At 69.5% G+C, this 25,252-nt stretch carries 27 protein-coding genes, 1 tRNA gene and 1 pseudogene; 15 read left to right on the top strand and 14 right to left on the bottom strand.

Going from position 1 to position 25,252, the window contains the following annotated elements:
• Positions 1-68: 68 nt before the first annotated feature.
• Together NVS83_RS20865 and NVS83_RS20860 are read left to right on the top strand one after the other, a co-directional pair.
• Positions 69-989, top strand: a complete 921-nt coding sequence (locus tag NVS83_RS20865) for a LysR family transcriptional regulator (RefSeq protein WP_258741080.1) — start codon at positions 69-71, stop codon at positions 987-989.
• A 25-nt stretch (positions 990-1,014) separates the two neighbouring features.
• Entirely contained in the window at positions 1,015-1,254 is a 240-nt protein-coding gene (locus NVS83_RS20860) for a hypothetical protein (protein WP_258741079.1), read from the top strand.
• Positions 1,255-1,317: 63 nt separating this feature from the next.
• Here NVS83_RS20860 and NVS83_RS20855 read toward each other — a convergent pair whose 3' ends face one another.
• Together NVS83_RS20855 and NVS83_RS20850 are read right to left on the bottom strand one after the other, a co-directional pair.
• Positions 1,318-1,953: an NrsF family protein gene (locus NVS83_RS20855; RefSeq protein ID WP_258741078.1), complete on the bottom strand. Its 636-nt coding sequence runs from the start codon at positions 1,951-1,953 to the stop codon at positions 1,318-1,320.
• Positions 1,940-2,506 (bottom strand): sigma-70 family RNA polymerase sigma factor, encoded by a 567-nt coding sequence (locus NVS83_RS20850; protein WP_258741077.1) that lies wholly within the window; start codon positions 2,504-2,506, stop codon positions 1,940-1,942. The genes NVS83_RS20855 and NVS83_RS20850 overlap by 14 nt, the downstream gene beginning before the upstream one ends.
• Positions 2,507-2,732: 226 nt before the next feature.
• Here NVS83_RS20850 and NVS83_RS20845 point away from each other — a divergent pair.
• A pseudogene (locus tag NVS83_RS20845) lies at positions 2,733-3,028 on the top strand (multinuclear nonheme iron-dependent oxidase); the annotation flags it as partial.
• A gap of 101 nt (positions 3,029-3,129) precedes the next feature.
• Positions 3,130-3,540 (top strand): DoxX family protein, encoded by a 411-nt coding sequence (locus NVS83_RS20840; protein WP_374115100.1) that lies wholly within the window; start codon positions 3,130-3,132, stop codon positions 3,538-3,540.
• A 10-nt stretch (positions 3,541-3,550) separates the two neighbouring features.
• On the opposite strand, the gene NVS83_RS20835 is transcribed toward NVS83_RS20840, so the two are convergent.
• The 3 genes from NVS83_RS20835 to rutR all read right to left on the bottom strand — a co-directional run bounded on the left by NVS83_RS20835 (position 3,551) and on the right by rutR (position 6,061).
• On the bottom strand, positions 3,551-4,339 hold the full coding sequence (locus NVS83_RS20835; protein WP_258741076.1) for a maleate cis-trans isomerase family protein: 789 nt from the start codon (positions 4,337-4,339) through the stop codon (positions 3,551-3,553).
• Positions 4,340-4,648: 309 nt separating this feature from the next.
• A complete protein-coding gene (locus tag NVS83_RS20830; protein WP_258741075.1) occupies positions 4,649-5,287 on the bottom strand; it encodes a DsbA family protein in 639 nt (212 codons plus the stop codon).
• 51 nt (positions 5,288-5,338) lie between these two features.
• Positions 5,339-6,061 (bottom strand): HTH-type transcriptional regulator RutR, encoded by a 723-nt coding sequence (gene rutR / locus NVS83_RS20825; protein ID WP_374115094.1) that lies wholly within the window; start codon positions 6,059-6,061, stop codon positions 5,339-5,341.
• A 108-nt stretch (positions 6,062-6,169) separates the two neighbouring features.
• Between rutR and NVS83_RS20820 the strand changes: the two genes are divergently transcribed.
• Complete coding sequence (locus NVS83_RS20820) at positions 6,170-6,661, top strand: cytochrome b (protein WP_258741074.1); 492 nt, start codon at positions 6,170-6,172, stop codon at positions 6,659-6,661.
• A 6-nt stretch (positions 6,662-6,667) separates the two neighbouring features.
• The gene (locus tag NVS83_RS20815) at positions 6,668-7,675 is read left to right on the top strand and encodes an esterase-like activity of phytase family protein (protein WP_258741073.1); all 1,008 of its coding nucleotides are present in this window, start codon (positions 6,668-6,670) and stop codon (positions 7,673-7,675) included.
• Positions 7,676-7,767: 92 nt separating this feature from the next.
• On the opposite strand, the gene NVS83_RS20810 is transcribed toward NVS83_RS20815, so the two are convergent.
• On the bottom strand, positions 7,768-8,391 hold the full coding sequence (locus NVS83_RS20810) for a queuosine precursor transporter (RefSeq protein WP_258733970.1): 624 nt from the start codon (positions 8,389-8,391) through the stop codon (positions 7,768-7,770).
• A 4-nt stretch (positions 8,392-8,395) separates the two neighbouring features.
• On the bottom strand, positions 8,396-8,689 hold the full coding sequence (gene rpmB / locus NVS83_RS20805; protein ID WP_258733971.1) for a 50S ribosomal protein L28: 294 nt from the start codon (positions 8,687-8,689) through the stop codon (positions 8,396-8,398).
• A gap of 306 nt (positions 8,690-8,995) precedes the next feature.
• Between rpmB and NVS83_RS20800 the strand changes: the two genes are divergently transcribed.
• The 6 genes from NVS83_RS20800 (at position 8,996) to NVS83_RS20775 (ending at position 16,400) form a co-directional block, all read left to right on the top strand.
• The gene (locus NVS83_RS20800; protein ID WP_258741072.1) at positions 8,996-9,838 is read left to right on the top strand and encodes a DUF3108 domain-containing protein; all 843 of its coding nucleotides are present in this window, start codon (positions 8,996-8,998) and stop codon (positions 9,836-9,838) included.
• Positions 9,839-9,989: 151 nt separating this feature from the next.
• Entirely contained in the window at positions 9,990-13,544 is a 3,555-nt protein-coding gene (locus tag NVS83_RS20795) for a helicase-related protein (RefSeq protein WP_258741071.1), read from the top strand.
• 19 nt (positions 13,545-13,563) lie between these two features.
• A complete protein-coding gene (locus NVS83_RS20790) occupies positions 13,564-13,878 on the top strand; it encodes an RNA-binding S4 domain-containing protein (RefSeq protein WP_258741070.1) in 315 nt (104 codons plus the stop codon).
• An 87-nt stretch (positions 13,879-13,965) separates the two neighbouring features.
• Complete coding sequence (gene fdxA / locus NVS83_RS20785; protein ID WP_258741069.1) at positions 13,966-14,301, top strand: ferredoxin FdxA; 336 nt, start codon at positions 13,966-13,968, stop codon at positions 14,299-14,301.
• Positions 14,302-14,672: 371 nt separating this feature from the next.
• On the top strand, positions 14,673-15,260 hold the full coding sequence (locus NVS83_RS20780; protein WP_258733976.1) for a CarD family transcriptional regulator: 588 nt from the start codon (positions 14,673-14,675) through the stop codon (positions 15,258-15,260).
• A gap of 255 nt (positions 15,261-15,515) precedes the next feature.
• Complete coding sequence (locus NVS83_RS20775) at positions 15,516-16,400, top strand: RNA polymerase factor sigma-32 (RefSeq protein ID WP_258733977.1); 885 nt, start codon at positions 15,516-15,518, stop codon at positions 16,398-16,400.
• Positions 16,401-16,423: 23 nt separating this feature from the next.
• Here the strand turns inward: NVS83_RS20775 and NVS83_RS20770 are convergent, their stop codons facing one another.
• Both NVS83_RS20770 and NVS83_RS20765 read right to left on the bottom strand, forming a co-directional pair.
• Complete coding sequence (locus NVS83_RS20770; RefSeq protein WP_258741068.1) at positions 16,424-17,878, bottom strand: M48 family metalloprotease; 1,455 nt, start codon at positions 17,876-17,878, stop codon at positions 16,424-16,426.
• Positions 17,879-17,943: 65 nt separating this feature from the next.
• Positions 17,944-18,888 carry a thermonuclease family protein gene (locus NVS83_RS20765; RefSeq protein ID WP_258741067.1) on the bottom strand — a complete coding sequence of 315 codons (945 nt, stop codon included), beginning with the start codon at positions 18,886-18,888 and terminating at the stop codon, positions 17,944-17,946.
• A 170-nt stretch (positions 18,889-19,058) separates the two neighbouring features.
• Here NVS83_RS20765 and NVS83_RS20760 point away from each other — a divergent pair.
• The 3 genes from NVS83_RS20760 (at position 19,059) to NVS83_RS20750 (ending at position 20,028) form a co-directional block, all read left to right on the top strand.
• Positions 19,059-19,135: transfer RNA gene (locus NVS83_RS20760), tRNA-Arg, on the top strand.
• A gap of 118 nt (positions 19,136-19,253) precedes the next feature.
• The gene (locus NVS83_RS20755) at positions 19,254-19,424 is read left to right on the top strand and encodes a hypothetical protein (RefSeq protein WP_258733979.1); all 171 of its coding nucleotides are present in this window, start codon (positions 19,254-19,256) and stop codon (positions 19,422-19,424) included.
• A gap of 397 nt (positions 19,425-19,821) precedes the next feature.
• A complete protein-coding gene (locus NVS83_RS20750; RefSeq protein ID WP_258741066.1) occupies positions 19,822-20,028 on the top strand; it encodes a cysteine rich repeat-containing protein in 207 nt (68 codons plus the stop codon).
• A gap of 195 nt (positions 20,029-20,223) precedes the next feature.
• Here the strand turns inward: NVS83_RS20750 and NVS83_RS20745 are convergent, their stop codons facing one another.
• The 5 genes from NVS83_RS20745 to NVS83_RS20725 all read right to left on the bottom strand — a co-directional run bounded on the left by NVS83_RS20745 (position 20,224) and on the right by NVS83_RS20725 (position 25,248).
• Positions 20,224-20,604, bottom strand: coding sequence for a DUF1850 domain-containing protein (locus tag NVS83_RS20745; protein ID WP_258741065.1), 381 nt, complete (start codon positions 20,602-20,604; stop codon positions 20,224-20,226).
• A gap of 6 nt (positions 20,605-20,610) precedes the next feature.
• The gene (locus NVS83_RS20740; protein ID WP_258741064.1) at positions 20,611-22,719 is read right to left on the bottom strand and encodes a TRAP transporter permease; all 2,109 of its coding nucleotides are present in this window, start codon (positions 22,717-22,719) and stop codon (positions 20,611-20,613) included.
• A 214-nt stretch (positions 22,720-22,933) separates the two neighbouring features.
• Complete coding sequence (locus NVS83_RS20735; RefSeq protein ID WP_258741063.1) at positions 22,934-23,905, bottom strand: TAXI family TRAP transporter solute-binding subunit; 972 nt, start codon at positions 23,903-23,905, stop codon at positions 22,934-22,936.
• 177 nt (positions 23,906-24,082) lie between these two features.
• Complete coding sequence (locus NVS83_RS20730) at positions 24,083-25,042, bottom strand: efflux RND transporter periplasmic adaptor subunit (protein ID WP_258741062.1); 960 nt, start codon at positions 25,040-25,042, stop codon at positions 24,083-24,085.
• Positions 25,039-25,248: a DUF1656 domain-containing protein gene (locus NVS83_RS20725; protein WP_258733985.1), complete on the bottom strand. Its 210-nt coding sequence runs from the start codon at positions 25,246-25,248 to the stop codon at positions 25,039-25,041. Before NVS83_RS20725 ends, NVS83_RS20730 begins: the two co-directional genes overlap by 4 nt.
• Between the last annotated feature and the right edge of the window lie 4 nt (positions 25,249-25,252).

The raw sequence follows: 25,252 nt of genomic DNA, 5'->3' as shown, positions 1-25,252 counted from the left end.
GAGATGGGTTTTGCCGTTGTGGGAATAAGCGGCATATTCCGGCATTCTTTGATGCGGGAACCTGAACAATGCGCAAGACCGGCCTGTTCGAGTTGAAGGCCGTCGCCGCCGTGGCGGCGCATCGCAGCTTTCGCGCCGCCGCCATCGAGCTCGACACCTCGCCCTCGGCGCTGAGCCATGCGGTAAGCGCGCTCGAGGCGCGGATGGGCGTGCGCCTGTTCCACCGCACCACGCGCAGCGTCGCGCTCTCGGAAGCGGGAATACGCTTCCTCACCCGCCTCGGCCCGGCGCTGGGCGAGATCGGGCAGGCGTTCGAGGATGCGCGCTCCTCGCATGAGAGCCCCTCGGGCACCCTACGCATCAACGTCTCGGAAGGCGCGGCGCAGCAGATCTTCACGCCGGTCATGTTGGCCTTTCTCGGGCGCTACCCGCAGATGCGGCTCGACCTCCTCAGCGAGGAGCGCCTCGTCGACATCGTGGCGGACGGCTTCGACGCCGGCATCCGGCTGATCGACTCGGTGCCGCAGGACATGATCGCCGTGCCGGTCGGCCCGGTGCAGAGCATGGCCGCCGTGGCGACGCCGGCCTATCTCGCCGCCCACGGCACGCCGCGCGTCCCGACCGATCTCTCCGGCCACGAATGCATCAGGCTGCGATTGCCGAGCGGCAAGCTCTACCGCTGGGAGTTCGGCCGCTATGGCGAGGAGATCGAGCTGGACGTCGAGGGCCGGCTCACCCTGTCCAGCCACACGCTCGGCATCGAGGCGGCGCTTGCCGGCTTCGGCATCGCCTATGCCTCGGAATGGTTCGTGCGCGAGCATCTGGCGAACGGCCGGCTGGTGCGCGTGCTGGAGGACTGGACGCCGCCCTATGACGGGCTGGCGCTCTACTATCCCGGCCACCGGCTGGTCCCCGCCCGGCTGCGCGCGCTGGTCGAGCTGGTGCGGGAAAGCCGGCACTGGCGCCGGGCGGAGATGGTGGCTTCCTGATCGGGCGACGGGCCGGCCTACTGCCGTGCAGTCCGGCATCGAAGCAACGGCCGGCGAAGCGGCCGGCGGTCTGCGGGAGGTACGGCGAGACGAGTTGGAGATCTTCGGCCCTGTCGCCGCTGTGCGCCTCTTAGGCGCCGGGGAGCAGGCGATCCGCCTCGCCTGCCCGTTCTTCACCTTCCGCGTCTCGCAAGGCCTGCGCGACGGTCAGGTCGGAATCGATGCCGGCGCGATCTCCACCGAGGTGCCCCCTTCGGCGGGGTGACGGAATCCGGCATCGAGGGCTATGGGAACGTGAAATGGGTCTGCGTCGGCCTCCCGGGCCCGCTCACCAGCGCAGCACGCGCCGGCCGGCGAAGAAGCCGGCCGTGGTCACGATGGCGATGCCCAGTGTGTACCAGGTCGCCACGAAGAGCGGGCTGTCGTCCGGGCAGTGCCAGGCATAGAGCGCGGCGCCGATGGCGCTCGCCGCGAGGCCGGCGGCGGCCCCGGCGAGGCCCGGGCTGTCCGGCGCGCCCTCGCGCAGCGCGTAGAGCAGGGCGCCCAGCGGCGCCAGCGACAGCATGGGGATGAAGAACACGCAGAAGGCGGCGTTCGCGCCCTCGAGGCTCGCCATCCAGTGCGCGCGCGGCACCACCATCAGCTCGGTGCCGATCGCCGCCAGCAGCACCGCCACCAGCACCGCCAGCGGGAGCAGGCGCCGTCCCAGCGGAGCGCCGGGCCGCCCGACGCGGAACACCAGCGCCGAGGCGGCCACCGCCAGCGCAAGGGTGAAGCAGACCTTGAACAGCACCCGCGCGGTCTCGAACACGCTGACGAGATTGTGCCGCAGACCGACCGACACCAGCAGCACGACGGCCGACACCACCACGCCGGCGACGAGCGCGAGCGCGAGGGCGCGCCCGAGCCGCATGCGCACCGGCGCGTCGGCCGCCATCAGGCTGATGAGATCAGTCGTCTTCACCGTCCGACCTCCGATAGATCGCCGCGAGCGACTTCAGCGCGCGGTGCAGGGCGACGCGCACCGCCCCCTCGCTCATGCTGAGCCGCTGGGCGGTCTCGCGCACGCCCGCGCCCTCCAGCGAGATGGAACGGACGATGTCGCGCTGCGGCTCCTTCAGCTTGTCCAGCATGTGCTCGACGTCGATCCGGTCCGAGCCGTCGGTGCGGTCGTCGAGCGCGGGCAACTCGGCGATGTCCTCGACCGGGACGCTGGTCTCGCGGCCGCGCCGGCGCAGCGCGTCGATCAGCTTGTTGCGCACGATGGTGGCGAGCCACGGGCCGATCGGCCGCGCCGGGTCCCATGTCCCGCGCTTCAGGTGAACCGCCAGCAGCACTTCCTGCACGATATCCTCCGCTTCGCTGGCCGGCGCACCGAATGCCGCACAGCGGCGGCGGGCCAGGCTGCGCAGATGAGGCGTCACCGCGGATAGGAAACGATGATAGGCCGCGCTGTCGCCGTCGATGGCGCGGCGCATCCACTCGGCCCATTCCTGCTCGCGGGCTGAACTGCTCACCCGACACCTTCCTCTACGGCGCTGCGAGCGCTTTCGTTACCGGCCGCCCATCGAATCCGCCAGCCCCTCGCGCGCCGGACGTCCTCCGGCGCCGCACCGCGGCCGGAAAGAGATCGGCGAGAAAGTACCCGCCCCTTCTGTAACGTTTCCTGCGCCGGCTGCGTAGCCCTGGAGGTCCGACGAAAGAGCTGGCCGATCCAAGGCAGACAAGCCATGAGCGGCAGGGTCCGGCTGCGGCCTGCTGCTCGACGTGAGCAACGTGTTCGTCGCCGCCACCAATCACGGCCGCGACCCGCGTCTACCGCCGGCGCACCGCTACTGATCAATTCCCACGACACCTCGGTCGGGGACCAGGCATGGGCGCTCTATCCAGGGGTGCTGGCACGCACCGGCCCGGTGGCGACGCTGATCGTATGGGACAACGGCGTCCCCGACTGGCCCGTACTGCGCACCGGGGCGGCCGCCGAGGCACTACTCACGCGGGCGGAGGAGCTAGCGGGCGGATATGCGCGCGCCGCGTAGGGTGACGATTTCATAGCCGGCTTCGAAACCGGTGCTCGAGTTTATCTGCCTGCCCAACCTGGCGCGGCTGCCATCGAAGCGCAGGCGGCGTCACCGGCCTCCTGCGCACGATCCCGGACGACGCGATCAACCTCCTCGCCCGGTTCTCCATCGCCGGCGTGTTCTGGCGGTCCGGTCAGACCAAGGTGGACGGCTGGCATCAGAAGGACACGAGGGTCGACCTGTACGAGAACGAGTACCGGCTGCCGCTGATCGACCCGACCCTCGCCGCCCATCTGGCCGCGATCGCCGAGCACCTGTTCCCGGTGCTGCCGGTGATCGGCCTCGCCAGCCGGCTCTCGGCGCTGGCGCTACTGGGCATTACGCTGGTGATCGAGATCTCCGTCTATCCCGACGCATGGCCGACACATGGCACCTGGGCGGCGTGCGCGATGATCATCATCGCCCGCGGTCCGGGCGTGGTCTCGCTCGACCATCTCGTCGCCCGGCGCTTCGGTCTGACGAGGGCCTGAGCCCCCGCCCTCAGGCGATGCCCGGCGCCAGCCGACGGGCGAACAGCCGGCCATAGCCGGGGCGCGCGCCGTCGATGCCCACCACCTCGAGGCAATGCCAGAACGAGGCCTGCACGGCCGAGATCACCGGCTTGCCCAGCGCCGTCTCCAGCGCCTCGATCACGCCCGAAGAGCGGAAATTGGTGCAGGAAATGAAGATCGCCGTCGCGTCCGGGTGGTCGCAGGCGACCACATGGTCGAACACCTGCTCGAGCGGCACCTCGGCCAGCGCCCAGTCCTCGTCGATGCCGAGATTGCCGCTTTTCAGCACCGGATGGCCGTTCGATTCGAGGAAGTTGATGGCCCGCTCATGGATGGAATCGACATAGGGTGTCGCCAGCGCCACCGGCCCGGCCTTCACCTCGCGCAGCGCCGCGAGCGAGGCGGTGGAGGCTGTGGTCGCCTTCACGCCGGGCGCCCAGCGCTCCATGCGCCCGATAAGCCCCGTGTCATAGGCGGTGCCGTAGACGAAGGAGGCGCTGGTGCCGCCGAAGCACATGACGTCGATCGGCGCCGAGCCGACGAGGCGCGCGGACTGCTCCAGCTCCGGTGCGTTCATCATCGCGTCGATGCCTTCCAGCGTCACCTTGGGCAGGCGCAGGCGCGTGGTGTGGACGGAGAGCCCCGGCGCGGCCATCGCCGCCCACTCGGCGTCCATCACGATGCTGGAGGCGATGTAGATCAGCCCCAGCCGGCCCAGCGTGCCGTAGCCGTCATAGCGGAAGCCCGCCCGGGCCTGCGTGCCAGTGGGAAGGCTCATCTGCGAAGATCCCCGATTTGCCGCAGCGTCCGCGCCGGAGACGGCAGTCGGACGGCGGGACACGCCTGAATTGTCATGGACGACATTGGAAATATCGATCATGGAAATAAAAATTACTCATGATCGACGCTGCCGCGTCATCGCATCCGTCCCCTCGGATAGGCGATCCGCCGGCGAACGACAAGTTATTACTTTAACTAATCTATTGAATTAAATTAACTGATCCTGACGAGAGCCGTGACCGGCGGCCAGGAGAGGGCGACCGCTCGGCGCGCACGCCGCTCCAGCATTCGGCGGGCGGGCCGCTGCCTACTTGCCCGCGGCGCGGTTGCGGGCGTCCTCGACCACCTCGCGGAACCCGTCATAGTCCAGCGCCGCCGCCACCTTGTACGGGCCGACGAGGAACACCGGCGTGCCGGGAAGCTGGAGCGCCTCGGCCTGCTCGTTGTTGCGCCGGAGCAGCGCACCGATGTCGCCGATATGGGTCTTGAGGTCGGTGCCGAGGCGCTTGCGGTCGATGTCGGTCGCCTTCAGCGCCGCTTCCAGCCGCTCCACCGAGACCGGGCCGGTGATCGACATCAGCGCCTTGTGGGCGGCTTGGTATTTCCCCTGGTACTTGGCGGCGAGTGCGAACTGCGCGGCGGTGACCGAGCTCTGCGCCAGCACCGGCCAGTCCTTGTAGACGAGGCGGATGCCGCCATCCTCGCGCACCAGCCGCTCCAGCGCGGGCATGGAGCGGCGGCAATAGCCGCAATTATAATCGAAGAAGGCGACGATGGTGACGTCGCCCTTCGGGTTGCCGCCGACCGGCGTCTCGGGGTCGAACAGCAGCGCCTCGACGTCGAGCGGGCGCCCGCCGAGCTGGCTCGGGTCGGTCGAGGGCGCGGCGATCAGGGTCGCGGCGAGCGTGGCGCCGAGGGCGGAGCGGAGCAGTGCACGCCGGTGCATGGCGACTTCCTTCCGGTGAACGGCGCGGGGCCGGCGGGCAGCCACTCGGCCTCAGGCAGGCGGACGTATGCGCACGCCGTCGAGGATGATGCGCTGGATGTTGCGCACAGCCTCTTCGGCAAATCGGTCGTCGTCCAGCCCCGTATCGAGCAATGCGTCGATCTGCACCGCGAAATCGGCGTAGTGCTGCGTCGTCGCCCAGATGGAGAAGATCAGGTGGTGCGGGTCCACCGGCGCCAGCCGGCCCTGCGCCACCCATTCGCGGATCACCGCGGCCTTGGCGTCGACCAGTTCCTTGAGCGAGGTCTCGAGCTCGCGGCGCAGCAGGGGGGCGCCCTGGACGATCTCGAGGCAGAACAGCCGCGATGCCTCCGGGTGGCTGCGCGAGAATTCCACCTTGCGCCGGATGTAGTCGGCGATCCCCTTCACCGGGTCGCTGTCGCGCTCCAGCGCGCGCAGCGGCGCCAGCCACTGGTCCAGCAGGCGGCGCAGCACGTCGACATACACCTCCTCCTTGGAGGCGAAATAGTAGAACAGGTTGGTCTTGGAGACCGCCGCCTGCTCGGCGATCTGCTCGACCGTCGTGCCGTGCAGCCCGTTGCGGGAGAACAGCCCCAGCGCCGCGTCGAGGATCGCCGAGCGCTTGGCCTCGATCTGCTTCAGCCGGCGCGGCGTCTTGGGATAGACCGAGCGCCTGCCGGGGCCCGGCACCACCGCGCCGGCGGCGGAAGCCCCGCTCCCGATCCGGCGTCCCGTTGATGCGGCACGTGCCAAAGACTGCTCCCGACCCTCTTGTCTTGTTCGTGACATGGCACGGAAAACATTTGCACCGCAATATGCCCGCCGATCCGCCGGAACGAATCGGGCAAGACGGAGCCTGCGATGCCGACCAAATATGACCGTGTGGCCATCGCCCTTCACTGGGTGATCGCCGCGCTGATCCTCGTGCAGTTCGCCACCGGCTGGACATGGGGTTTCGCCGAGCGCGGCTCGGCCCCGCGCTTCTACCTGTTCCGCATCCATCTGTTCTCCGGCTACGCCATACTGGCGCTGGCGGTGCTGCGCATCGGCTGGCGGATGACGCACCGCGCGCCCATCCTGCCGCCGGGCATGTCGCGTCCGCTGGAGATCGCCGCCCACGCCACGCACGGCCTGCTCTACCTCGCCATCGTGGTGCAGCCGGTGCTCGGCATCATCACCATTTCCGGGCTCGGCCGCACGCTCGGCTGGCCCGGTCCGGTGCATGTGGCGCTGGCCTTCGTGATCGCCGGCATCGTCGCGCTGCACGTCGCCGCCGCGCTCTGGCACCAGTTCATACGGCGCGACGCGCTCATCGAGCGCATGCTGCCGGCGCGCGTGAAGCGCAGCGGATAGGCCGTCATGAGGTTCCCCGTCCGCCCGGGCGCCCTCCGCGCCATCCTGTCGGCCGCCTGGCTCGCCGGCGGCACCCTCGCCTGCGTCGCGCAATCCGTGCCGGTCGAGATCACCTCCACGCCGATCCGGCGTTTCGACGCCAGCGGCGCGATCGAGTTCGGCGCGCTCCGCTTCCTGGGCGGACTGGTGCTCACCTCCCCCGCGCCGGACTTCGGCGGGCTGTCCGGCATGTCGATCGACCCGGACGGCGCCGGCTTCCTCGCCATCACTGACCACGGCTACTGGCTGAAGGCCCGCATCGGCACGCAGGACGGCCGCCCGACCGGAATCAGCGACGCCTTCATGGCGCCGATGCTGGGCAAGAACCGCCAGCCGTTGGCAAAGACGGGACGGCGCGACGTCGAATCGCTCACCCGTACCCCCTCGGGCTATGCCGTCGGCATCGAGCGCAAGCAGGAGATCTGGCTGTTTCCCGACGACGCGCCGCTGACGACGGCGGGAAGGCCGCTCGTCACCGGCGCCCCGCTCGCCGCGCTGGGGGCCAATGAGGGGATCGAGGCGCTCATCGCCCCGCCGGGCGGCACGCCCGCCGCGCTGGTCGCGATCGCCGAGCAGAGCCCGACCGATCCGGCGACGCTGCCCGGCTTCCTGTTCCGCTCGATCGATCGCGCGACGCTCGCCGGCACGTTCTCGATCGCCCGCGACGACGAGTTCTCGGCGACCGACGCGGCGATCTCCGATGACGGCATGGTCTATCTGCTGGAGCGCCGCTTCGACCTGATGCGGGGAGTCGCGATGCGCATCCGCCGCTTCCCGCTGAGCGAGGTGAAGCCCGGGGCGCGGATCGTGGGCGAGACGCTGATCACCGCGAACCGGGCGGCCTCGATCGACAACATGGAAGCGATCGGCCTCTCGCGCGACGAAGACGGCCGTCTCATCATCACCCTGCTGTCGGACGACAATTTCTCGATGCTCCAGCGCACGCTGCTGCTGCGCTTCGCGGTGCTGCGCTAAGGCGCAGGCCGGTACGGGAGATCTTCGGGATCGGGAGAACCGGCACCGGCATGTCGCCCGGTGCCGCGCGCAGTCAGCGCGCGGGCGAGAGCTCAGCGCGCGGGAGAACCCTGCATGCCGCCCCACGGCTTCAGCCAGCCCATCAGCGCGCCATAAGGCACCAGGGCGAGCAGGGCGCAGGCCATCTTCACGGTGAAGTCGAAGAAGGCGAGGCCGACCCACAGCGGCACGGTGATGCCGGTGAGGTGGTAGGTGACGGGGAACGACATGTCCGCATCGCCCGCGAAGGCGAGCGTGAAGAACAGCGCGGTGTCGAGCGCCGAGCCGAGGAAGCTGCCGGCCAGCGGCGCCTGCCACCAGCTCATGCGGCGCAGGCGGTTGAACACGCTGATGTCGAGAAGCTGCCCGACCAGGAAGGCCGTGCCCGAGGCGAGCGCGATGCGCGGCGTCGCCAGCCAGATCGACAGCACGACGGCGAGCGCGAAGCCGGCATAGACCACCCGCCGCGCGACGGACGGGCCGAAGCGGCGGTTGGTCAGGTCATTGACCAGAAAGGCGACCGGGTAGGTGAAGGCACCCCATGTCAGCACCTCGGAAAGACCGAACTGCTGCACGGGGTACTGGACCAGCACGTTCGACGCCGCCACCACCGCGATCATCGCGGCGACGGGAATGGCGAGCTGCGAGGCGGTGACCTCGGTGCCGGCGATCTTCATCGGTTCAGGCGGCCGCTTCGGCGGTGGCCTTGGCGACGGCGCGCTTGAGCTCGGCGGCCTTCGGCGACAACTCCTCGACGCGGGCCTTCATCAGGAACGCGTCGAAACCACCGCGATGGTCGACGGTCTTCAGCGCATTGGCGCTCACGCGCAGCTTCACCGACCGCTTCAGCACGTCGCTGGTGAGCGTGACGTTCACCAGGTTCGGCAGAAAGCGCCGACGGGTCTTGCGGTTCGAGTGGCTCACGAGATTGCCGGTCAGAACCGCCTTCCCGGTAAGTTCGCACCGACGGGACATCGTGGACTTCCTCAAGGTTCGAGCCGCAGCGCCGCGGGCTGTCTAGCAGCCGACGATCCCGCATGCGGCATCCATCAGATTAAGAGTGCGCTCCTATAGGCAAGCGCCTCGGGCGCGTCAAGGCCGGGCGGGCACGGGCGGCGATCATGTTCACTTCCCGGCCCGCGGGCGGCGCGGGCGGAGGCGCCTGCGCCACTACCGCTTTCGTGAGGGAAGCGGGTCACAGTTCCGCCGCCTTCCAAGCCCATCCGAAACGGCATATTTGGAACGCTGGCGGGTGGCTGGCGATTCGGGATCGACCTCTTGATGCTGCGATTGTGCCTTTCGGCAGTGGTGGCGCTTGCCGGCGCCGGGGCTGCGGCGAGCGCCGCACACGCCGACGGACGCCTCGAGGCGCGTTATCGCATGTCGATCGCGGGGCTGGAACTCGGCCGCGCCGCCTTTCTGCTCGAGGTCGACCAGGACTCCTACACCGCCTCCGGCAGCGCCCGGCTCACCGGCGTGGTTCGCGCCGTCTCCTCGGCCAAGGGATCGGCCGGGGCGCGCGGCCTCGTCGAGAATGGCGAACTCGCCCCGCGCTCCTTCGCCATGGAAGCGGAGACCGACAAGAAGTCGGAGGCGATCCGCCTCGCGCTCAACGGCGCCGGCGTCACAGATATGAGCGTCGAGCCGCCGGTGTCGCAGTCCGAGGACCGGGTGCCGGTGACCGACAAGGACAAGAAAGGCGTGTTCGATCCCATGACCGCGGCGCTCATCATGGTGCCGGGTTCGGACGACCCGCTCTCGCCCAAGGCGTGCGATCGCACGCTCTCCATCTTCGACGGCCGCCAGCGCTACAATCTCGAGCTCAGCTACGAGCGCATGGAGGACGTGAAGGCCGAGAAGGGCTATGCCGGCCCCTCCGTGGTCTGCCGCATCGCCTACCGCCCGGTCGCCGGCCACCGCCCCAGCCGCAAGGCGGTGAAGTACATGACCAGCAACAAGGAAATGTATGTCTGGCTGGTGCCGGTGGCGGGCACGCGGGTGCTGGTGCCGTTCCGCGCCTCGGTGGCGACCGCCATCGGCGTCGCCCAGCTCGAGGCGCAGAGCTTCGTCAGCGAGCCGATGGTCGGCAAGGGCCCGCGCCCGTCCCGCGCCGCGGCCCCCTGAGCGCCGGCCGGCGCGCACCGACCCGCCCCTGATCGCTCCGTGACGACCGCGACGGGCAATCGGGGGGCAATCCGGAGCGCGGGGTCCTATATGGTGTAGTCCTGTGCTACAAGGGTCGGCACCTGCCGGCTCGACGGACTGATATCGGCCTATGAACATCGCCGCCCCGCCGGCCTATTCCCGCACCAGCACCGCCAAGCCGCTTCCGCCCTCGCTCCGGGCGCGTGGCGTCACCGCCGTGCTCGGCCCCACCAATACCGGTAAGACCAGCCTCGCCATCGACCGCATGCTCGGCCATTCGAGCGGGCTGATCGGCCTGCCGCTGCGCCTGCTGGCGCGCGAGGTCTATCAACGCCTCGTCGAGAAGGCCGGCGAGCACAATGTCGCGCTCGTCACCGGCGAGGAGCGCATCAAGCCGGACAGTCCGCGCTATTGGGTCTCCACCGTCGAGGCCATGCCGCGCGACCTCGACGTCGCCTTCGTGGCGCTGGACGAGATCCAGATCTCCGCCGACCTCGACCGCGGCCACGTCTTCACCGACCGCCTGCTGAACCGGCGCGGCCGCGAGGAGACTCTGCTGCTCGGGGCCGCCACCATGCGCCCGCTGGTGGAGAAGCTGCTGCCGGGGGTGAACATCCTGGTGCGCCCGCGCCTGTCGCAGCTCACCTTCGCCGGCGAGAAGAAGATCACCCGCCTGCCGCGCCGTTCGGCCATCGTCGCCTTCTCGTCGGACGAGGTCTACGCCATCGCCGAGCTGATCCGCCGCCAGCGCGGCGGCGCGGCGGTGGTGCTGGGCGCGCTCTCCCCGCGCACCCGCAACGCGCAGGTCGCGATGTACCAGAACGGCGACGTCGACTATCTCGTCGCCACCGACGCCATCGGCATGGGCCTCAATCTCGACGTCGACCACGTCGCCTTCGCCGGCGACGTGAAGTTCGACGGCTGGCAGTTCCGCCGCCTCAATCCGGGCGAGCTCGCGCAGATCGCCGGCCGCGCCGGCCGCGCCCAGCGCGACGGCACCTTCGGCACCACCGGGCGCTGCCGCCCGTTCGACGCCGAGCTGGTCGAACGGCTGGAGGCGCACAGCTTCGAGCCGCACCGCGTGCTGCAATGGCGCAACAGCGCCCTCGACTTCTCGACCATCGAGGCGCTGCACCGCTCGCTGGCGCAGCCCCCGCATGAGGAAGGGTTGACGCGCGCCCCCACCGCCGAGGACGTGCTGGTGCTGGAAGCGCTTGGCCGCGACCCCGACATCAAGCGCCACGCGGTAGGCGCCGACGCCATCGAAAGGCTGTGGGAATCGTGCCAGCTTCCGGACTACCGGAAGGTCTCTCCGGCCTCCCATGCGGACCTCGTGGCGACCGTCTATGGCGACCTTATGCGCCTCGGAAGGCTCTCCACCGACTGGTTCGCCAAACAAGTGGCCTTGGCGGACCGTGCGGAAGGTGACATAGACACCCTGTCGGGACGCATTGCGCAGATCCGTACCTGGACCTTCGCGGCGAACCGGCCGGATTGGCTCGACGACCCGGAACACTGGCAAGGTGTGACGCGGCGCGTCGAGGACCGGCTTTCCGATGCGCTTCACGAGCGGTTGGCTCACCGCTTCGTGGATCGTCGTACCAGCGTGCTGATGAGGCGCCTGCGAGAGAACGCGATGCTCGATACTGAAATCACCAAGACCGGCGACGTCGTCGTGGAAGGCCATGTGATCGGCCATCTGCTCGGCTTCCAGTTCGCGGCCGACGCCTCGGCGGGCGGCCCGGAGGCGAAGGCGTTGCGCGCCACCGCACAGAAGGCGCTCGCCGGCGAGATCGAGGCGCGCGCCGCACGGCTCGCCGAGGCGCCCGACGACGCCTTCGTGCTGTCCTCGGACGGCACGCTGCGCTGGGTCGGCGAACCGGTCGCCAAGCTGATCCCGGGCGAGGAGGTACTCACCCCCCGCCTCAAGGTCATCGCCGACGAGCATCTGACCGGCCCCGCGCGCGACAGCGTGCAGGCCCGCCTCGACCTGTGGCTGAAGGCGCATATCGAGAAGCTGCTCGGCCCGCTGCTGACCCTCGGCTCGGCCGAGGACATCGCCGGCATCGGCCGCGGCATCGCCTACCAGCTCGTGGAATCGCTCGGCGTGCTGGAGCGCCACCGCGTGGCCGACGAGATGAAGAGCCTCGCCCAGGACGCGCGCGCCGTGCTGCGCGGCCATGGCGTGCGCTTCGGCGCCCATCACATCTACCTGCCGGCGCTGCTGAAGCCGGCGCCGCGCGCGCTCGCGACCCAGCTCTGGGCGCTGAAGCATGGCGGGCTGCAGCAGAAGGGCATCGACGAGCTGCCCCATCTCGCCGCCTCGGGCCGCACCTCGATCCCGGTCGACCCGGAGATCCAGAAGGGGCTCTACCGCGCGGTCGGCTTCCGCGTCGCCGGCGAGCGCGCGGTGCGGGTCGACATTCTCGAGCGGCTTGCCGACCTCATCCGCCCGGCCCTTGCCTGGCGGCCCGGCGCGCCCGGCGAGAAGCCGGCGGGCGCCTTCGACGGCAGCGGCTTCGTCGCCACCGTGGCCATGACCTCGCTGGCGGGCTGCGCGGGCGAGGACTTCGCCTCGATCCTGCGCTCGCTCGGCTACCGCATGGAGCGCCGCCCCGCGCCGGTCGAGACCGCTCCGGCCGACACGCCGGCGAGCGAGGCGATTGCTGAGGCGCCTGCGAGCGAGACGGCGGCCGAGACTTCGTCGGAAACCTCGACGGAAGAAGGCGCGACCGCCGCCTTCCCGGCGAGCGAAACCGCCGACGAAGCGCCGGTGACGCCGGCCCTCGAGACGCTGGAAGCGGCATCGGCCGGCGAAGGCGGCGAGACGGCTCTCACCGAGGCTACCGCTGCGCCGTCCGTCGAGACCACCGCCGACGAGCTCGTCGCCCTTTCGGACGAGGCTGCGGCGGAAGCACCGGCTGTCGAGACGGCCGGTGCGGAACTCGTCCCGGCCGAGGCGTCGAGCGGCGAGGCGTTGACCGTCGAGGCAGATACGGAAGGCGTCGCGGCTGGCGAGGAAGCGGCTGCGGCGGAGGCTGAAATGACCGCCCCGGCCGAGGCCCTTGAGGCCGCTCCGGCTGCCGAGACCGGCGAAGCCGCCACGACCGAAGCCGATGCGACCGAAGCCGATGCGACCGAAGCCGCGCCGGCGGAGCCGACCGAGCCGGCGATGATCGAGGTGTGGCGTCCCGGCCGTCCGTCGGGGCAGTCGCGCCCCGGCCATCACCGCAAGGGCGCCGGCCGCAACAGCGGGCGCGGTCCGGCGGCGGAGGCGACCGGCGGCGAGCGCCCGGAAGGCGAGGAGCGCGGCCGTCGCCCGTTCCGCGACGACCGGCGCGAGAACCGCGGCCCGCGCCAGGCGGAAGCCCGCGAGCCGCGCCGCGACCGCCAGGAGGGGCGCGGCGACGACCGCCGGGCGGACGGCGGCCAGGGCAATCGCGGGCAGGAGAACCGCGGCCAGGAAGGTCGGGGTCAGGAGAACCGAGGTCAGGAGAACAGGGGCCAGCATCGCGGGCCCCGTCCCGGGAAGGACCAGGGCAACCGCCAGCGCTCCTCCCAGGACCGCTTCTCCTCCGGCCCGCGCCCGGATTCGCGCCGCGACCGGCCGGTGGATCCCGATTCCCCGTTCGCCGCCCTCATGGCGCTGAAGGAGCGCATGGAGGCGGACAAGAACGGCGGCTGAGCGAAGGGCCCCGCCCGCCTTGGCATCATCGCCCGCGACGCCGCTCCCCGAGCGCCGTCGGCTTGATCTGTGGCTGTGGCATGCGCGTTGCGTGCGCAGCCGCACCAGCGCCGCCGAGCTCGTGCGGGCGGGCCGCGTGCGGGTGAACGGAAGCCGCGTCACCGCCCCCGCCCATGCGGTGCGGCTCGACGACGTGGTGACGGTGGCGCTCGACGGACGGGTGCGGATGCTGCGCGTGATCGGCTTCATTGCGCGGCGCGGGGATGCAAAGGCGGCCGCCACCACCTATTTGGAGATAAGCCCGGACGATCTGCCGGGCAGCCATGCGCCCTGACCGACCGCTGGCGCCTTGCGCCCTGCGAATCGGTGCGCTAGGGGATGGCCGCGGTTAAATCACACGTCCCGCACGGAGACCGGCTGAATGACCTACGTAGTCACGGACAATTGCATCAAGTGCAAATACACGGACTGCGTGTCGGTTTGCCCCGTGGACTGCTTCTACGAGGGCGAGAACTTCCTCGTCATCCATCCCGACGAATGCATCGACTGCGGCGTGTGCGAGCCCGAATGCCCGGCCGAGGCGATCAAGCCCGACACCGAGCCGGGGCTCGACGCGTGGCTGAAGATCAACTCCGATTATTCCAAGGTCTGGCCCAACATCACCGACCGTCGCGACCCGCTGCCGGAGGCGAAGGAATGGGATGGTGTGCCCGACAAGCTACAGTATCTGTCGCCCGAACCGGGTAAGCAGGACTGACCGGCGCACCCACCGGAAGCCCCCACCGGCACGCTGGCCTGGCCGCGAGCGGGGGCGGAGCTTGCGCGCTGCATTGCGGCAGTATTTTGATTCTCACCGGATTTGTGTTATAAGACTGCTCGTGCAGTCGAATGGGTTTGCCATGGTGCAACGCTCCCGAACCGGAGCGCCCTTCCCGGAATTTATATCGGGTCCTCGTTCAACGACCGGCTCAAGCCGGGCGCTGGGCTTCCCTGAATTTTCCGTCGACGGCTGAAGTACGGCTCGACATCCGTCGGAGCCGGGGCGTTTCTTTACCCGCAGGCCGCCCTTGCGGGTCAGCTGCGCGCCACATGGCGCGCCGCGAACCGAGACCCAGGAGCAGACGAAGCATGACCTCGATGAAGAAGCCGGCCAATAACATCCGCCAGGGTTTCAAGACGGGCGAGCACATCGTCTACCCCTCCCACGGCGTCGGGCGTATCACGGCGATCGAGGAACAGGAAGTGGCGGGCTTCAAGCTCGAGCTCTTCGTCATTCATTTCGAGAAGGACAAGATGACGCTGCGCGTTCCGGTGCCGAAGATCGCTTCGGTCGGCATGCGCAAGCTCTCCGAGCCGACCATCGTCAAGAAGGCGCTCGAGACCCTGAAGGGCCGCGCCCGCGTGAAGCGCACCATGTGGAGCCGCCGCGCGCAGGAGTACGAAGCCAAGATCAATTCCGGCGACCTCGTCGCCATCTCCGAGGTGGTCCGCGACCTCTACCGTTCCGAGGCCCAGCCGGAGCAGTCCTACAGCGAGCGCCAGCTCTACGAGGCCGCGCTCGACCGCATGGCGCGCGAGCTCGCGGCGGTCGACAACCTCACCGAGACCGAGGCGATCAAGCTGATCGAGACCAACCTGCTCAAGGGCCCGCGCCGCGTCGGCAAGAACGAGACCGAGGCCGAGGCGACCGAGGAGGAATCCGAAGAGGCCGCCTGACGGTTTCCGCCGTCTTCTCCTGAACACAGAGCCCGGCTTCGGCCGGGCTTTTGTTTGTCTGCTCCCGCCCCCCTTCCCCGCTCGCTCTGCCGCGCACCCCCAGAGACACGGGCCGTTCGCACCCGTCGCCCCTTTTTACGCGCCGGTGCGCGCGCGGGCGGAACCATTCGCCCGCCGCCGCGTTTGCATCCGGATTAGCCCGGCGCATGCGCCATGAAGGCCAGTGCCGGCCCGCTATCTCTTCCGGAGCGGCGAATGAGCGACGTGGCCAACATTCACAACCCTCTCCTGCGGGCGGCCAGCAAGGCCCCCCTGCTCGATCGCGACGAAGAGTATGCGCTCGCCCGCCGCTGGTCCGAGAACGGCGACCAGAAGGCGCTGCACAGCCTCATCCACTCCCATATGCGCCTCGCCATCGCCACCGCGCGGCGGTTCCGCAGCTACGGCCTGCCGATGCCGGATCTCGTCCAGGAGGGCCATATCGGCCTTCTGGAGGCGGCCGCGCGCTTCGAGACCACCCGCGACGTGCGCTTCTCCACCTACGCCACGTGGTGGATCCGCGCCTCGATCCAGGACTATGTCCTGCGCAACTGGTCCATCGTGCGCGGGGGCACCTCGTCGGGCCAGAAGGCGCTGTTCTTCAACCTGCGCCGCGTGCGCGCGCAGCTCGAGCGCGCCAATGGCAGCGCCACCCCGGCGCCGCGCGAGGAGATGCATCGCACCATCGCCGAGAATCTCGGCGTCAGCGCGGTCGAGGTCGCCCGCCTCGACGCGCGGCTCAACGTGCCCGACCTCTCGCTGAACGCCCCCATCGCCGCGGGCGAGGAGGATGGCGCCGAGCGGCTCGACCAGCTCGTGGCGTCCGATCCGCTGCCCGACGAGCAGGCCTCGAGCCATATCGACGGCGAGCGCCGGCAGCGCTGGCTGAGCGACGCGCTGCGGGCGCTGAACGAGCGGGAGATGCGCATCATCACCGCCCGCCGCCTCACCGAGGACGGCGAGACGCTGGAGGTGCTGGGCGCGCGGCTGGGCATCTCGAAGGAGCGCGTGCGCCAGATCGAGAGCCGCGCGATCGAGAAGTTGCGCGTCGCCCTCACCCAGGGCCCGGGCGTCCCGCGCGGGGCCTTCAGCTCGGTCTGAAGGCGCTCCCGTCCCGCGCCGTCCTATTCCGCGATGATCTTGTATTCCTCGCCATAGGAGAGCTTGGCCCCGTGGTCGAGGCCGTTGAGGATCAGGAAGCGTTCCAGCGCCCTGTCCTGCACGTCCATCTTCGCGGCCATCCTCTCGGGCGTGTCCGTCAGGCCCGCCTTGACGATGCGCACCCGCAGCGGCCGGACGTTCTCCGCCTCCTCTATCGACACCCGCCGGAACGTATCCGCCGCCTCGCGGAACGAGCGGTCGAGTTCGGGCGTCAGGTCCCGGGCGGCGAAGATCAGCCGGTAGACGTCGCTGCCGAAGCGTATGGCGAACATGCGGAACGACCACTGGTCGCCGCGCGCCACCGCCGTCGCGGCGGGAAAGCCGTTCAGCACCAGGCTCTCGACCGAGGAGATCTCCACCCCTTCGATCCAGCCCGAGGAGAGATACTGCGCCAGCGACTGGTCGCCGGTCACCCGCACCGCATCGAGGCGCAGCGCCTCGCGGCCGGAGGTGCTGGCGCCGAGCACCGCCTGCGAGGTGTTCTCCAGCGAGAATCCCTCCGGCGCGGTGAAGGTGAAGCCGAGCTTGGGATGGAAGAAGCGCCGCCCGCGGATGAAGCCTTCCTTCGGGTCGTCGCCATAGACCAGCCCGTCGATGGCTTCCATGTACTGCTTGCGGTCGCGCTCGCCCGCCTTGCCGCGCGAGGTGTATTCCTGCGCATTCGCCATCACGATGGAGATGCGCTCGGGCGTCGCCGGGTGGCTGGAGAGGAAGTCGGTCTGCTCGGTGCTGGCGTTCTGGCTGACCGAGGAGCTCGAGCGCAGCGACGCCTGGCGGCCCATGGTCTTGAGGAAGCGCTCGGCCCCGAACGGGTCGAAGCCGGCCCGCGAGCTGATGCCGACGCCGATCGCGTCCGCCTCCAGCTCCTGCCCGCGCGAGAAGCTGGCCAGCGAGACCCGGCTGCGCGCCAGCGCCAGCGCGCCGAGATCGGGGTCGTTGACCACGTCCGAGATCACCCGGCTCACCAGCACCGCCTGCTTCATCTGGTCCTCGCGGGTGGCCGCGTGGTTGGCGATGACATGGGCCATCTCGTGCGACAGCACCGAGGCGAGCTCGGATTCGTCCGAGGCCAGCGCCAGCAGGCCGCGGGTGACGTAAAGCGAGCCGTTGGGCAGCGCAAAGGCGTTGATCACCGGCGAATTGAGGATCGTCACGCGGTAGCTGAGCTCTGGCCGCTCGGAAGAGGCCACAAGCCGCGTCACCATGTTCTGGATCAGCGCCTGCAGCTTGGGGTCGTCATAGGTGCCGCCATAGGAGGCGACGAGCCGCTCGTGCTCCTTGCGCTGGGCGGGGGTGAGCGCCTCTTCCAGCTTGGGCGGGGGATGGGGGACGTTGGCATCGGCGGATTTGGGCTCGACGAGGCCGGCGCAGGAGCCCGCGAGCAGCGCGCCGCCCACGACGAGGACGAGCGCCAGCATCCGGCGCGCGGCCTGCCAGCCCGCCCGTGCCGATCGCGTTGCCCCTCCGCATCGCTCTGGTGTCTTCACCAGTTCCCCGCCTGCTCGTCCGTCACCCTTGGCCTGAGTTCCACTTGCTCCGCCCAGCGAATATCGATCGCCGGGCCGCCCGCCTCGAACACGACACCGCGCGCCATGACCACCCGCCCCGCGAGGTCGCCCACCGCCACGCCGGTATCCTCCAGCGCGGCGCGCGAGTCGTGTGTCATACGCAGGGTGGCATCCTGACGCCAAACCCGGCCGAAATTGAGGTAATCCACCGCACGTCCGTTTCCAACCCCGGCGACCCGTCCTTCCAGGATTGTGAAATGCCCCGCCTGCGCGCGCAGTGCGTCTTTGTCGCGCGCGTCGATGGGCAGATTCCGCCACAATCCGCGCCGCGCCACACGCGCCGGGCCTTCCGCTTCCAGCAGCGCCGCCATGCAGCCGAGATAGCCCGGCTCCGGCAGCGCCACGGCAACGCCTTCCCCCAGCGCCCGCCGCTGCAGGCCGGCGGCGCCCGCGTCGTCGTGTCCCGGAAGGCGCGCGAGGCCGACGAGGCGGCCATAGCGGTCCGGCGCCGGAGATGCCGAGGCGATCTCGATCTCGCGGCCGGCCGCCTCGCGGATCAGCATGGCGCGGAATTCGGCGCGGGCGCTGGGCTCGCCCGACGCGACGACCAGCGCCGCGAGACGCAAGGTGCGCCCGTCCGCCAGCAGGAGATCGCCGAAATCGTTGACGCCGGAGACGCGCACCGGAGCGCCATAGGCTGCGGGACATGACGTCCCGCCCACCGGAGCTGCCGAAGCCGGCACTAGGAAGGAGAAGAGCACGACGCACGGCAACGCGGCGGTGCGGAGCCTGCCCGGCATGGCGGCGACGGCATGGCGAAGCGGGATGAGGCTAGCGGCCGCACGGTCACACGCCGACGTTAACGGCGAGCAGTAGCTCGCCGACGGGCGCATCTCGTGCTGGGTCGAACCCGACCTCATCCAGCCGCTCCCGGTCATCCCGACTGCGATAATACCACAATGCGAAGCTGGAAAAGACCACCTGCGGCAAAGCGGGCACTTTGGCGCCCGCGATGCCCCCGGTTGTTTCCGCGCCGGGTCACGCGGCCCCTTGATCCGCGCACCCGATTGGAGTCATCTACGCGCGGTCTCTCCCGGTAGCTCAGCAGGATAGAGCACAGGTTTCCTAAACCTGGGGTCATAGGTTCGAATCCTATCCGGGAGGCCACGGCCGGCCACCATCCGCAGGGCCCGCATCTAGCTCCCTCTCCATGCTTCCCATTTTACCTTGGAACGGCAGCGCATCCGCGCTGGTTGTCCCGGGACACGGAAAACGGGAGGTTCACATGATCATCGTGGATCAGCACAAGCCGGCCAAAGCGGCCAAGTCGGAGAATCGCCGCAAGCGGTCGCATGAGCGCAAGGAGGCGGCGAGCGCCGGCTCCAGCCAGCACCATGGCGAGACCATCGCCGAGGAGAACCAGCGCACGCGCGAGGAAGAGGCGCAGGACAAATAGCGGCGAGGCCCGGTCAGTTGCCGGTCGCGCGCGGGGCGAGGCTAGTCTTTGTCGCCGCTCGCGACGATGTCGACGACCACGATCACCATGCCGGTGGCGCCGAGCGCGAACATGCCGGCAACGATCGTGAAAGGCTGGAAACCGAAAAGAGCCATCGCAGGAGCCTCGCAGATGAGTGCGCCACCCCCGCACGGTCGGCCTGACTTCTGCAACGGCGATGCGGCCCGATTGAGACGGCCGGGCCGGATGAACAAGGCGTGATCGCCGGCTCGGCGCTGGACAGCTGCATGCCGGCTCCGTCGCGGATGAGACGCGATCAAAAATCGACATCCCGCAAAAATGCCGTTTCGGCTACAGGACGCAGCCTCACTTCCAAGAGAAGGAACTGCTCATGCGCATGACACTCGTCGCGCTCGTCCTGGCCGCTTCCGCAAGCTTCGCCCATGCCCAGGAGGGCGATTTCGCGAAATACTGCAAGGCCGACATCGAGCGACTCTGTCAGGGCATCCAGCCCGGCGGCGGCAATCTGCTGAAGTGCCTCAAGTCGCACAGCAAGGAAATGTCGGTTGGCTGCGCGCAGGCGCTGCAGAAGCTCAAGGGCTGACGCGCGGACCGCGTCCGGCGGCGGCTTCCCGGATCCGCGCCCGGCACCCATGGGCGGCCGGGCGCGATCGGAGAGATGTGACGTCGCCTATCGCCGTACCCGCGAAGCGTTCGGAATACGATGCGCCCGGGCGGCGGAAGTCACAGGCGAGCCAACTTGTCGGGCGGGGAGGCTGTTCGGTGTCTCGACGTTCCCTCAGCGCCCGGCCTCACAAGGCTGCACGTGGATCGGCGCGCCGGCGCTGGCGCCGAGGGTCCGGCACTCGGTACCGGGCCATGCGCCCTCGCATAGATGCCAGCCGCCGACCGTCGCGCCGGAGGCGGCGAGTACCAGCTCGGGCACCGGGCCAAGCGTCGGCTTCCACACCCACCATTCGCCCTCGAGCCGCGCGCCCTCGCCCGGGTCCATGCCGGCCCCCGAGCCCATGACCCGCGCCTCGACGAGTTGCAGGCCCGCCTTCTCGACGTGATAGGTCTCCGACCAGCCGGTGCGCTCGACCGAATGGGTCCAGGAGAGCGTGAAGGTGCTGGCGGCGAGCATCACCGCCTTCGCCCCCACCATGAGACAGGCGCCCACCGGGCCTCAGGCCTGCGCGGCCGTGGGCGCGCGGTTGCGCCGCCAGATGTGGAAGGCGAAGCCGGCGCACAGCACGAAGCCGATCTCGTCGGTCAGTGGCAGGGCGGCGACGAGGGTGAAGGCGGCCGCCATGGCGACCAGCCGCTCGACCATGCCGAGCCGCACGCCGAGCCAGCCGATCACCGCTGCCCCCCACAGGCCGATCGCCAGCAGCGCCTTGACGACGATGTAGGCCACCGCCGGCACATAGCCGATCTCGCTCGCCAGCGCCCCGCCATCCTGCAGCATCAGCGCGGGCGTGTAGACCGCCATGAACGGCACCACGAAGCCGGCGGCCGCGACCTTGATCGCCTCGAAGGAGATCTTCAGCCCGGATTCGCGCGCGATCGGCGCCGCCGCGAAGCAGGCCAGCGCCACCGGCGGCGTCAGGTCGGCGAGGATGCCGAAATAGAACACGAACATGTGGCTGACGATCAGCGGCACGCCGAGCGCCTTCAGCGCCGGCCCGGCGATCGACGAGGTGATGATGTAGTTCGGGATGGTCGGGATACCCATGCCGAGCACGATGCAGGTGATCATGGTCAGCACCAGCGAGGCAAACAGGTTGGTCTCGCCGACGCTGACGATGAACTGGCCGAAGGTGGTGGCGACGCCGGTCAGCGTCATGGTGCCGATGATGACGCCCACCAGCGCGCAGGCGATGCCCACCGGCAGCGCGGTCTTGGCGCCCTCGGCGAGGCTGTCGCGGCAGATGATGAGCGCCTCGCGCCCGCCCTTGCTGAAGATGTTCCAGACGATCAGCACCGCCATCGCGCCGACGATGACGCGGATGCCGTATTCGAAGAAGCCCGCCGCCACCACGCCCAGGCCGATCCAGAACACGTAGCGCAGCAGCGTCGACGGCAAGCCGAGCGCGATCGACCCGCCGAGGATCAGCATGATGGTGAGCGCGAGGCCGATGGTGCCGGAATAGAGCGGCGTGTAGCCGGAGAACAGCAGGTAGACCAGCACGGCGAGCGGCAGGATCAGGTACCAGCGCTCCCTCAGCGCGCGGCCCGGCGAGGGCAGCTCGGACCTGTCCATGCCGCGCAGGCCCCACTTCCCCGCTTCCAGGTGCACCATCCAGAAGGCGGAAGCGAAGTAGAGCAGCGCCGGGATCAGCGCCGCCTTGACCACCTCGTGGTACGAGACGCCCAGCGTCTCGGCCATGATGAAGGCGACCGCGCCCATCACCGGGGGCATGATCTGCCCGCCCATCGAGCTCGTCGCCTCGACCCCGCCGGCGAAGGCGGCGCGGTAGCCGAAGCTCTTCATCAGCGGAATGGTGAACTGGCCGGTCGTCACCACATTGGCGACGCCCGAGCCAGAGATGGTGCCCATCAGGCCGGAGGAGAACACCGCGACCTTGGCGGCGCCGCCCTGCCGGTCGCCCACCAGCCCGAGCGAGACGTCGGTGAAGAGGCGGATCATCCCCGCCTTCTCGAGGAAGGCGCCGAACAGGATGAACAGGAAGATGTAGGTCGAGGAGACATAGACAGGGATGCCGTAGATGCCCTCGGTGCCGTAGCTCATGTGCTCGACCACCTGGGTGAAGGCATAGCCGCGGGTCTCGAACGGCGAGGGCAGATATTCGCCCCAGAAGCAGTAGGCGAGGAACAGCCCGGCGATGATCGGCAGCGCCGGCCCCATCAGCGCCCAGGCGGCGCAGAACACGACGACGAGGGCGATGACGCCCATCACGATGTCGGCCTGGTTGGGATCGCCGGCGCGCAGGATCAGCGGGCCGTACTCGACCCACTGATAGATCGCGACCGCGACACTGCCCGCCGCGAGCAGCCAGAACACCGCCTTTGCCGCCGGTCCCTTGCGGTGGACCAGCGCCAGCAGCGGGAAGCCGAGCAGGCCGAGGAAGCCGACATGGATGGCGCGGATCACCTGGCTCGGCAGGTCGGTCAGGTGCGCGGCGGTGGCGATCTGGAACAGCGAGAACGCGACCGCGATCCAGTAGAGGGTGCGTCCCTCCGTCCCGGCCGGGAAGCTGTCGCTGAGCGGATCGTGCAGGCCGAGGTCGGCCGCCTCGGGCGGCATCTGGTGCTGGTCGCTGTCGTGCTGCATGGGCGGCCTCGCCGCGAGAGCCCGCCGCGCCGGATCATACGTTCCGGCGCGGCAGGCTCAAGCCGTGGAAGTTGGGATGGGTGCAAATGGACCGGAAGGCCGCCCGGCCGGCGCTCCCGCAGGCCCGAAGGCTCGCGGGCCCGCACCCGGCGGACAGGACGCCGACGCTGGCGGCCGACCCGGCCCGGGCGCGGTCATCGCAGGCGCTGTGCCGCTATTTCAGGATGCCCTTTTCCTTGTAGTAGCGCTCCGCGCCGGGATGGAGCGGGATCGGCATGCCCTTGGTGGCGTCCTCGAGCTTGATCTGCGACGCCGCCTTGTGCGCCGACTCCAGCGTCGGGAGGTTCTCGAAGATCAGCTTGGTCATCTGGTAGGCGACGTCGTCGGAGACGCCCTCGCGGGTGACGAGGAAGTTCACCACGGCGACGGTGTCGACGCCTTCGCCCTGGCCGTCATAGGTGCCGGCCGGGATATTGGCGCTCACATAGGGCGGGCCCAGCTTGTCGACGACGGCGGCGGGGACCGAGACCACGGTGATCGGCAGCGAGGAGGCGAGGTCGCGGATCGAGGCGACGCCGAGGCCGGCCGACTGCAGCGTGGCGTCGAGCTGGCGGTTCTTCATCAGTTCGACCGACTCGCCGAACGGCAGGTACTCGACCTTGCCGAGGTCGTCATAGCTCATGCCGGCCGCGGCGAGGATGGCGCGGGCGTTGAGCTCGGTGCCGGACTTGGGCGCGCCGACCGAGACCCGCTTGCCCTTCAGGTCCTGCAGGGTCTTGATGCCGCTGTCCTTGGAGGCGACGATCTGGATGTAGTTGGGATAGATCGCGGCGATGCCGCGCAGCTTGCCGAGCTTGGACTTGAAGCCGACCTCGGTGTCGCCCTCCCAGGCGAGCTTGACCGAGTCGCCGAGCGAGAAGGCGAGTTCGCCGCGGCCCTGCTCGAGCAGGTTCAGGTTCTCGACCGAGGCCTTGGTCGACTGCACCTGCACCTTCGAGTCGGGAATGTTGTCAGCATAGACCTTCGAAATCGCGACGCCGAGCGGATAATACACGCCCGAGGTGCCGCCGGTCAGGATGTTGATGAACTCGGTGGCCTTGGCCGATCCGGGCGCCAGGGCGGGCGCGAGCACCAGCGCCAGCGCCGCGACCGCCGCCCGGCCGAACTTCGGCTTGAAAATCTGCATGAGCATTCCTCCGCTTCGACGTGCCGTTTGCCTGCATAATGGGGCACTTAAAGCGCGAGGCTACAATCGCGGTGGGGGAATGCAAAGAGCACTAAAGTCGGTGCGCGGCCGGCACGTCGGGCGGGAAGCCTGCGCGGCGACGCCGACCCGTCCGTGCCGCCGGCCCGTGCCCCTGCGTCAGGGCAGCGCCCGCGGCGACGAAGCGAGGCCCGCGGCCGCGACACCCGCCGACGCGGTGCCGCCTGAACTCTTGCCCACCTGCGTCTTGCCACCGACCGGGCCGACCGAGACGGTCGCCGTCAGGCCGGCGACGAGGCGCACGTCGCCCGGCGTCTGGTCGAAGTCGATGCGCACCGGCACGCGCTGGGCGAGGCGGACCCAGCTGAAGGTCGGGTTGATGTTGGCGAGCAGCCCGTCGCCGACGGTGCGCTCGCGGTCCTCGATGCCGGCGGCGATGCTCTCGACGTGGCCCTCCAGCGTCTCGGGCTGGCCCATCAGCTTGATCGAGACCGGCGCGCCGACATGGATGCGCGCGAGCTTGGTCTCCTCGAAATAGCCTTCGATCCTGAGCGAATCCGTGTCGACCAGGGCGAGCTTGGCGGTGCCGGTGCTCACATAGTCGCCGGGCCGCATGGAGAGGTTGGTGATGGTGCCGTTCACCGGCGCCTTCACGTCGCACCGCTCGAGGTTGAGCCGGGCGAGGTCTCGGTCGGCGAGCGCCTGCTGGTAGGAGGCGGCGGCTTCCGCCTCCTCCATCCGCGCCTGCTCGGTCTTCTGCTGCGAGACCACGTCCTTGAGCTGCTCGTAGCGCTCTCGGTCGCGCTTGGCCTGGTCGAGCGAGGCCTTGCGCCCCGCGACCACCGCCTCGGCCTGGTCGAGGGCGATGGCGAAGCGGGCGCGGTCGATGCGGAACAGCACGTCGCCCGCCTTCACCGCCTGGTTGTCATGCACCAGCACCTCGCTCACGAAGCCCGAGACGTCCGGCGCGACGCCGACGATGTCCGCGCGCACCTTGGCGTCGCGGGTCCACGGGTCGTTCATGTAGTGCCCCCACAGCTCGCGCCCGGCTCCGAGCGCGGCGAGAGCGATGAGGAGAGTGACAGCGACGCGGAACGCGCCGCGCAGCGAGAAGGTCATGACAGCCACCATTGGGACAACAGGGACATGCCCTGCAGCAGAAGGACATAGAGGGCGACGTCGAACAGGCCGCGATGCCAGACGAAGGCATAGGCCCCGAGACGGGCGAGCCCCCGGCGCAGCAGCAGGCTCACCGGAAGGGTGAGCAGCATCAGCGCCAGCAGATTGGGAATGTAGACGCCGTAGACGTCGATTTCGCCGGACATGGCA

This window comes from Ancylobacter mangrovi (assembly GCF_024752335.1).
GTDB lineage: Bacteria > Pseudomonadota > Alphaproteobacteria > Rhizobiales > Xanthobacteraceae > Ancylobacter > Ancylobacter mangrovi.
The sequence above is the reverse complement of the archived record's forward strand: the minus strand, read 5'-3'. Positions and strand labels throughout refer to the sequence as shown.

Coding starts and splice junctions, on each gene's coding strand:
- NVS83_RS20865 (WP_258741080.1), top strand. CDS start 69: ATGCGCAAGACCGGCCTGTTCGAGTTGAAGGCCGTCGCCGCCGTGGCG.
- NVS83_RS20835 (WP_258741076.1), bottom strand. CDS start 4,339: ATGAGCCTTCCCACTGGCACGCAGGCCCGGGCGGGCTTCCGCTATGAC.
- NVS83_RS20830 (WP_258741075.1), bottom strand. CDS start 5,287: ATGCACCGGCGTGCACTGCTCCGCTCCGCCCTCGGCGCCACGCTCGCC.
- NVS83_RS20820 (WP_258741074.1), top strand. CDS start 6,170: ATGCCGACCAAATATGACCGTGTGGCCATCGCCCTTCACTGGGTGATC.
- NVS83_RS20815 (WP_258741073.1), top strand. CDS start 6,668: ATGAGGTTCCCCGTCCGCCCGGGCGCCCTCCGCGCCATCCTGTCGGCC.
- NVS83_RS20810 (WP_258733970.1), bottom strand. CDS start 8,391: ATGAAGATCGCCGGCACCGAGGTCACCGCCTCGCAGCTCGCCATTCCC.
- rpmB (WP_258733971.1), bottom strand. CDS start 8,689: ATGTCCCGTCGGTGCGAACTTACCGGGAAGGCGGTTCTGACCGGCAAT.
- NVS83_RS20800 (WP_258741072.1), top strand. CDS start 8,996: ATGCTGCGATTGTGCCTTTCGGCAGTGGTGGCGCTTGCCGGCGCCGGG.
- NVS83_RS20795 (WP_258741071.1), top strand. CDS start 9,990: ATGAACATCGCCGCCCCGCCGGCCTATTCCCGCACCAGCACCGCCAAG.
- fdxA (WP_258741069.1), top strand. CDS start 13,966: ATGACCTACGTAGTCACGGACAATTGCATCAAGTGCAAATACACGGAC.
- NVS83_RS20780 (WP_258733976.1), top strand. CDS start 14,673: ATGACCTCGATGAAGAAGCCGGCCAATAACATCCGCCAGGGTTTCAAG.
- NVS83_RS20775 (WP_258733977.1), top strand. CDS start 15,516: ATGAGCGACGTGGCCAACATTCACAACCCTCTCCTGCGGGCGGCCAGC.
- NVS83_RS20770 (WP_258741068.1), bottom strand. CDS start 17,878: ATGCTGGCGCTCGTCCTCGTCGTGGGCGGCGCGCTGCTCGCGGGCTCC.
- NVS83_RS20765 (WP_258741067.1), bottom strand. CDS start 18,888: ATGAGGTCGGGTTCGACCCAGCACGAGATGCGCCCGTCGGCGAGCTAC.
- NVS83_RS20755 (WP_258733979.1), top strand. CDS start 19,254: ATGATCATCGTGGATCAGCACAAGCCGGCCAAAGCGGCCAAGTCGGAG.
- NVS83_RS20750 (WP_258741066.1), top strand. CDS start 19,822: ATGACACTCGTCGCGCTCGTCCTGGCCGCTTCCGCAAGCTTCGCCCAT.
- NVS83_RS20740 (WP_258741064.1), bottom strand. CDS start 22,719: ATGCAGCACGACAGCGACCAGCACCAGATGCCGCCCGAGGCGGCCGAC.
- NVS83_RS20735 (WP_258741063.1), bottom strand. CDS start 23,905: ATGCAGATTTTCAAGCCGAAGTTCGGCCGGGCGGCGGTCGCGGCGCTG.
- NVS83_RS20730 (WP_258741062.1), bottom strand. CDS start 25,042: ATGACCTTCTCGCTGCGCGGCGCGTTCCGCGTCGCTGTCACTCTCCTC.
- NVS83_RS20725 (WP_258733985.1), bottom strand. CDS start 25,248: ATGTCCGGCGAAATCGACGTCTACGGCGTCTACATTCCCAATCTGCTG.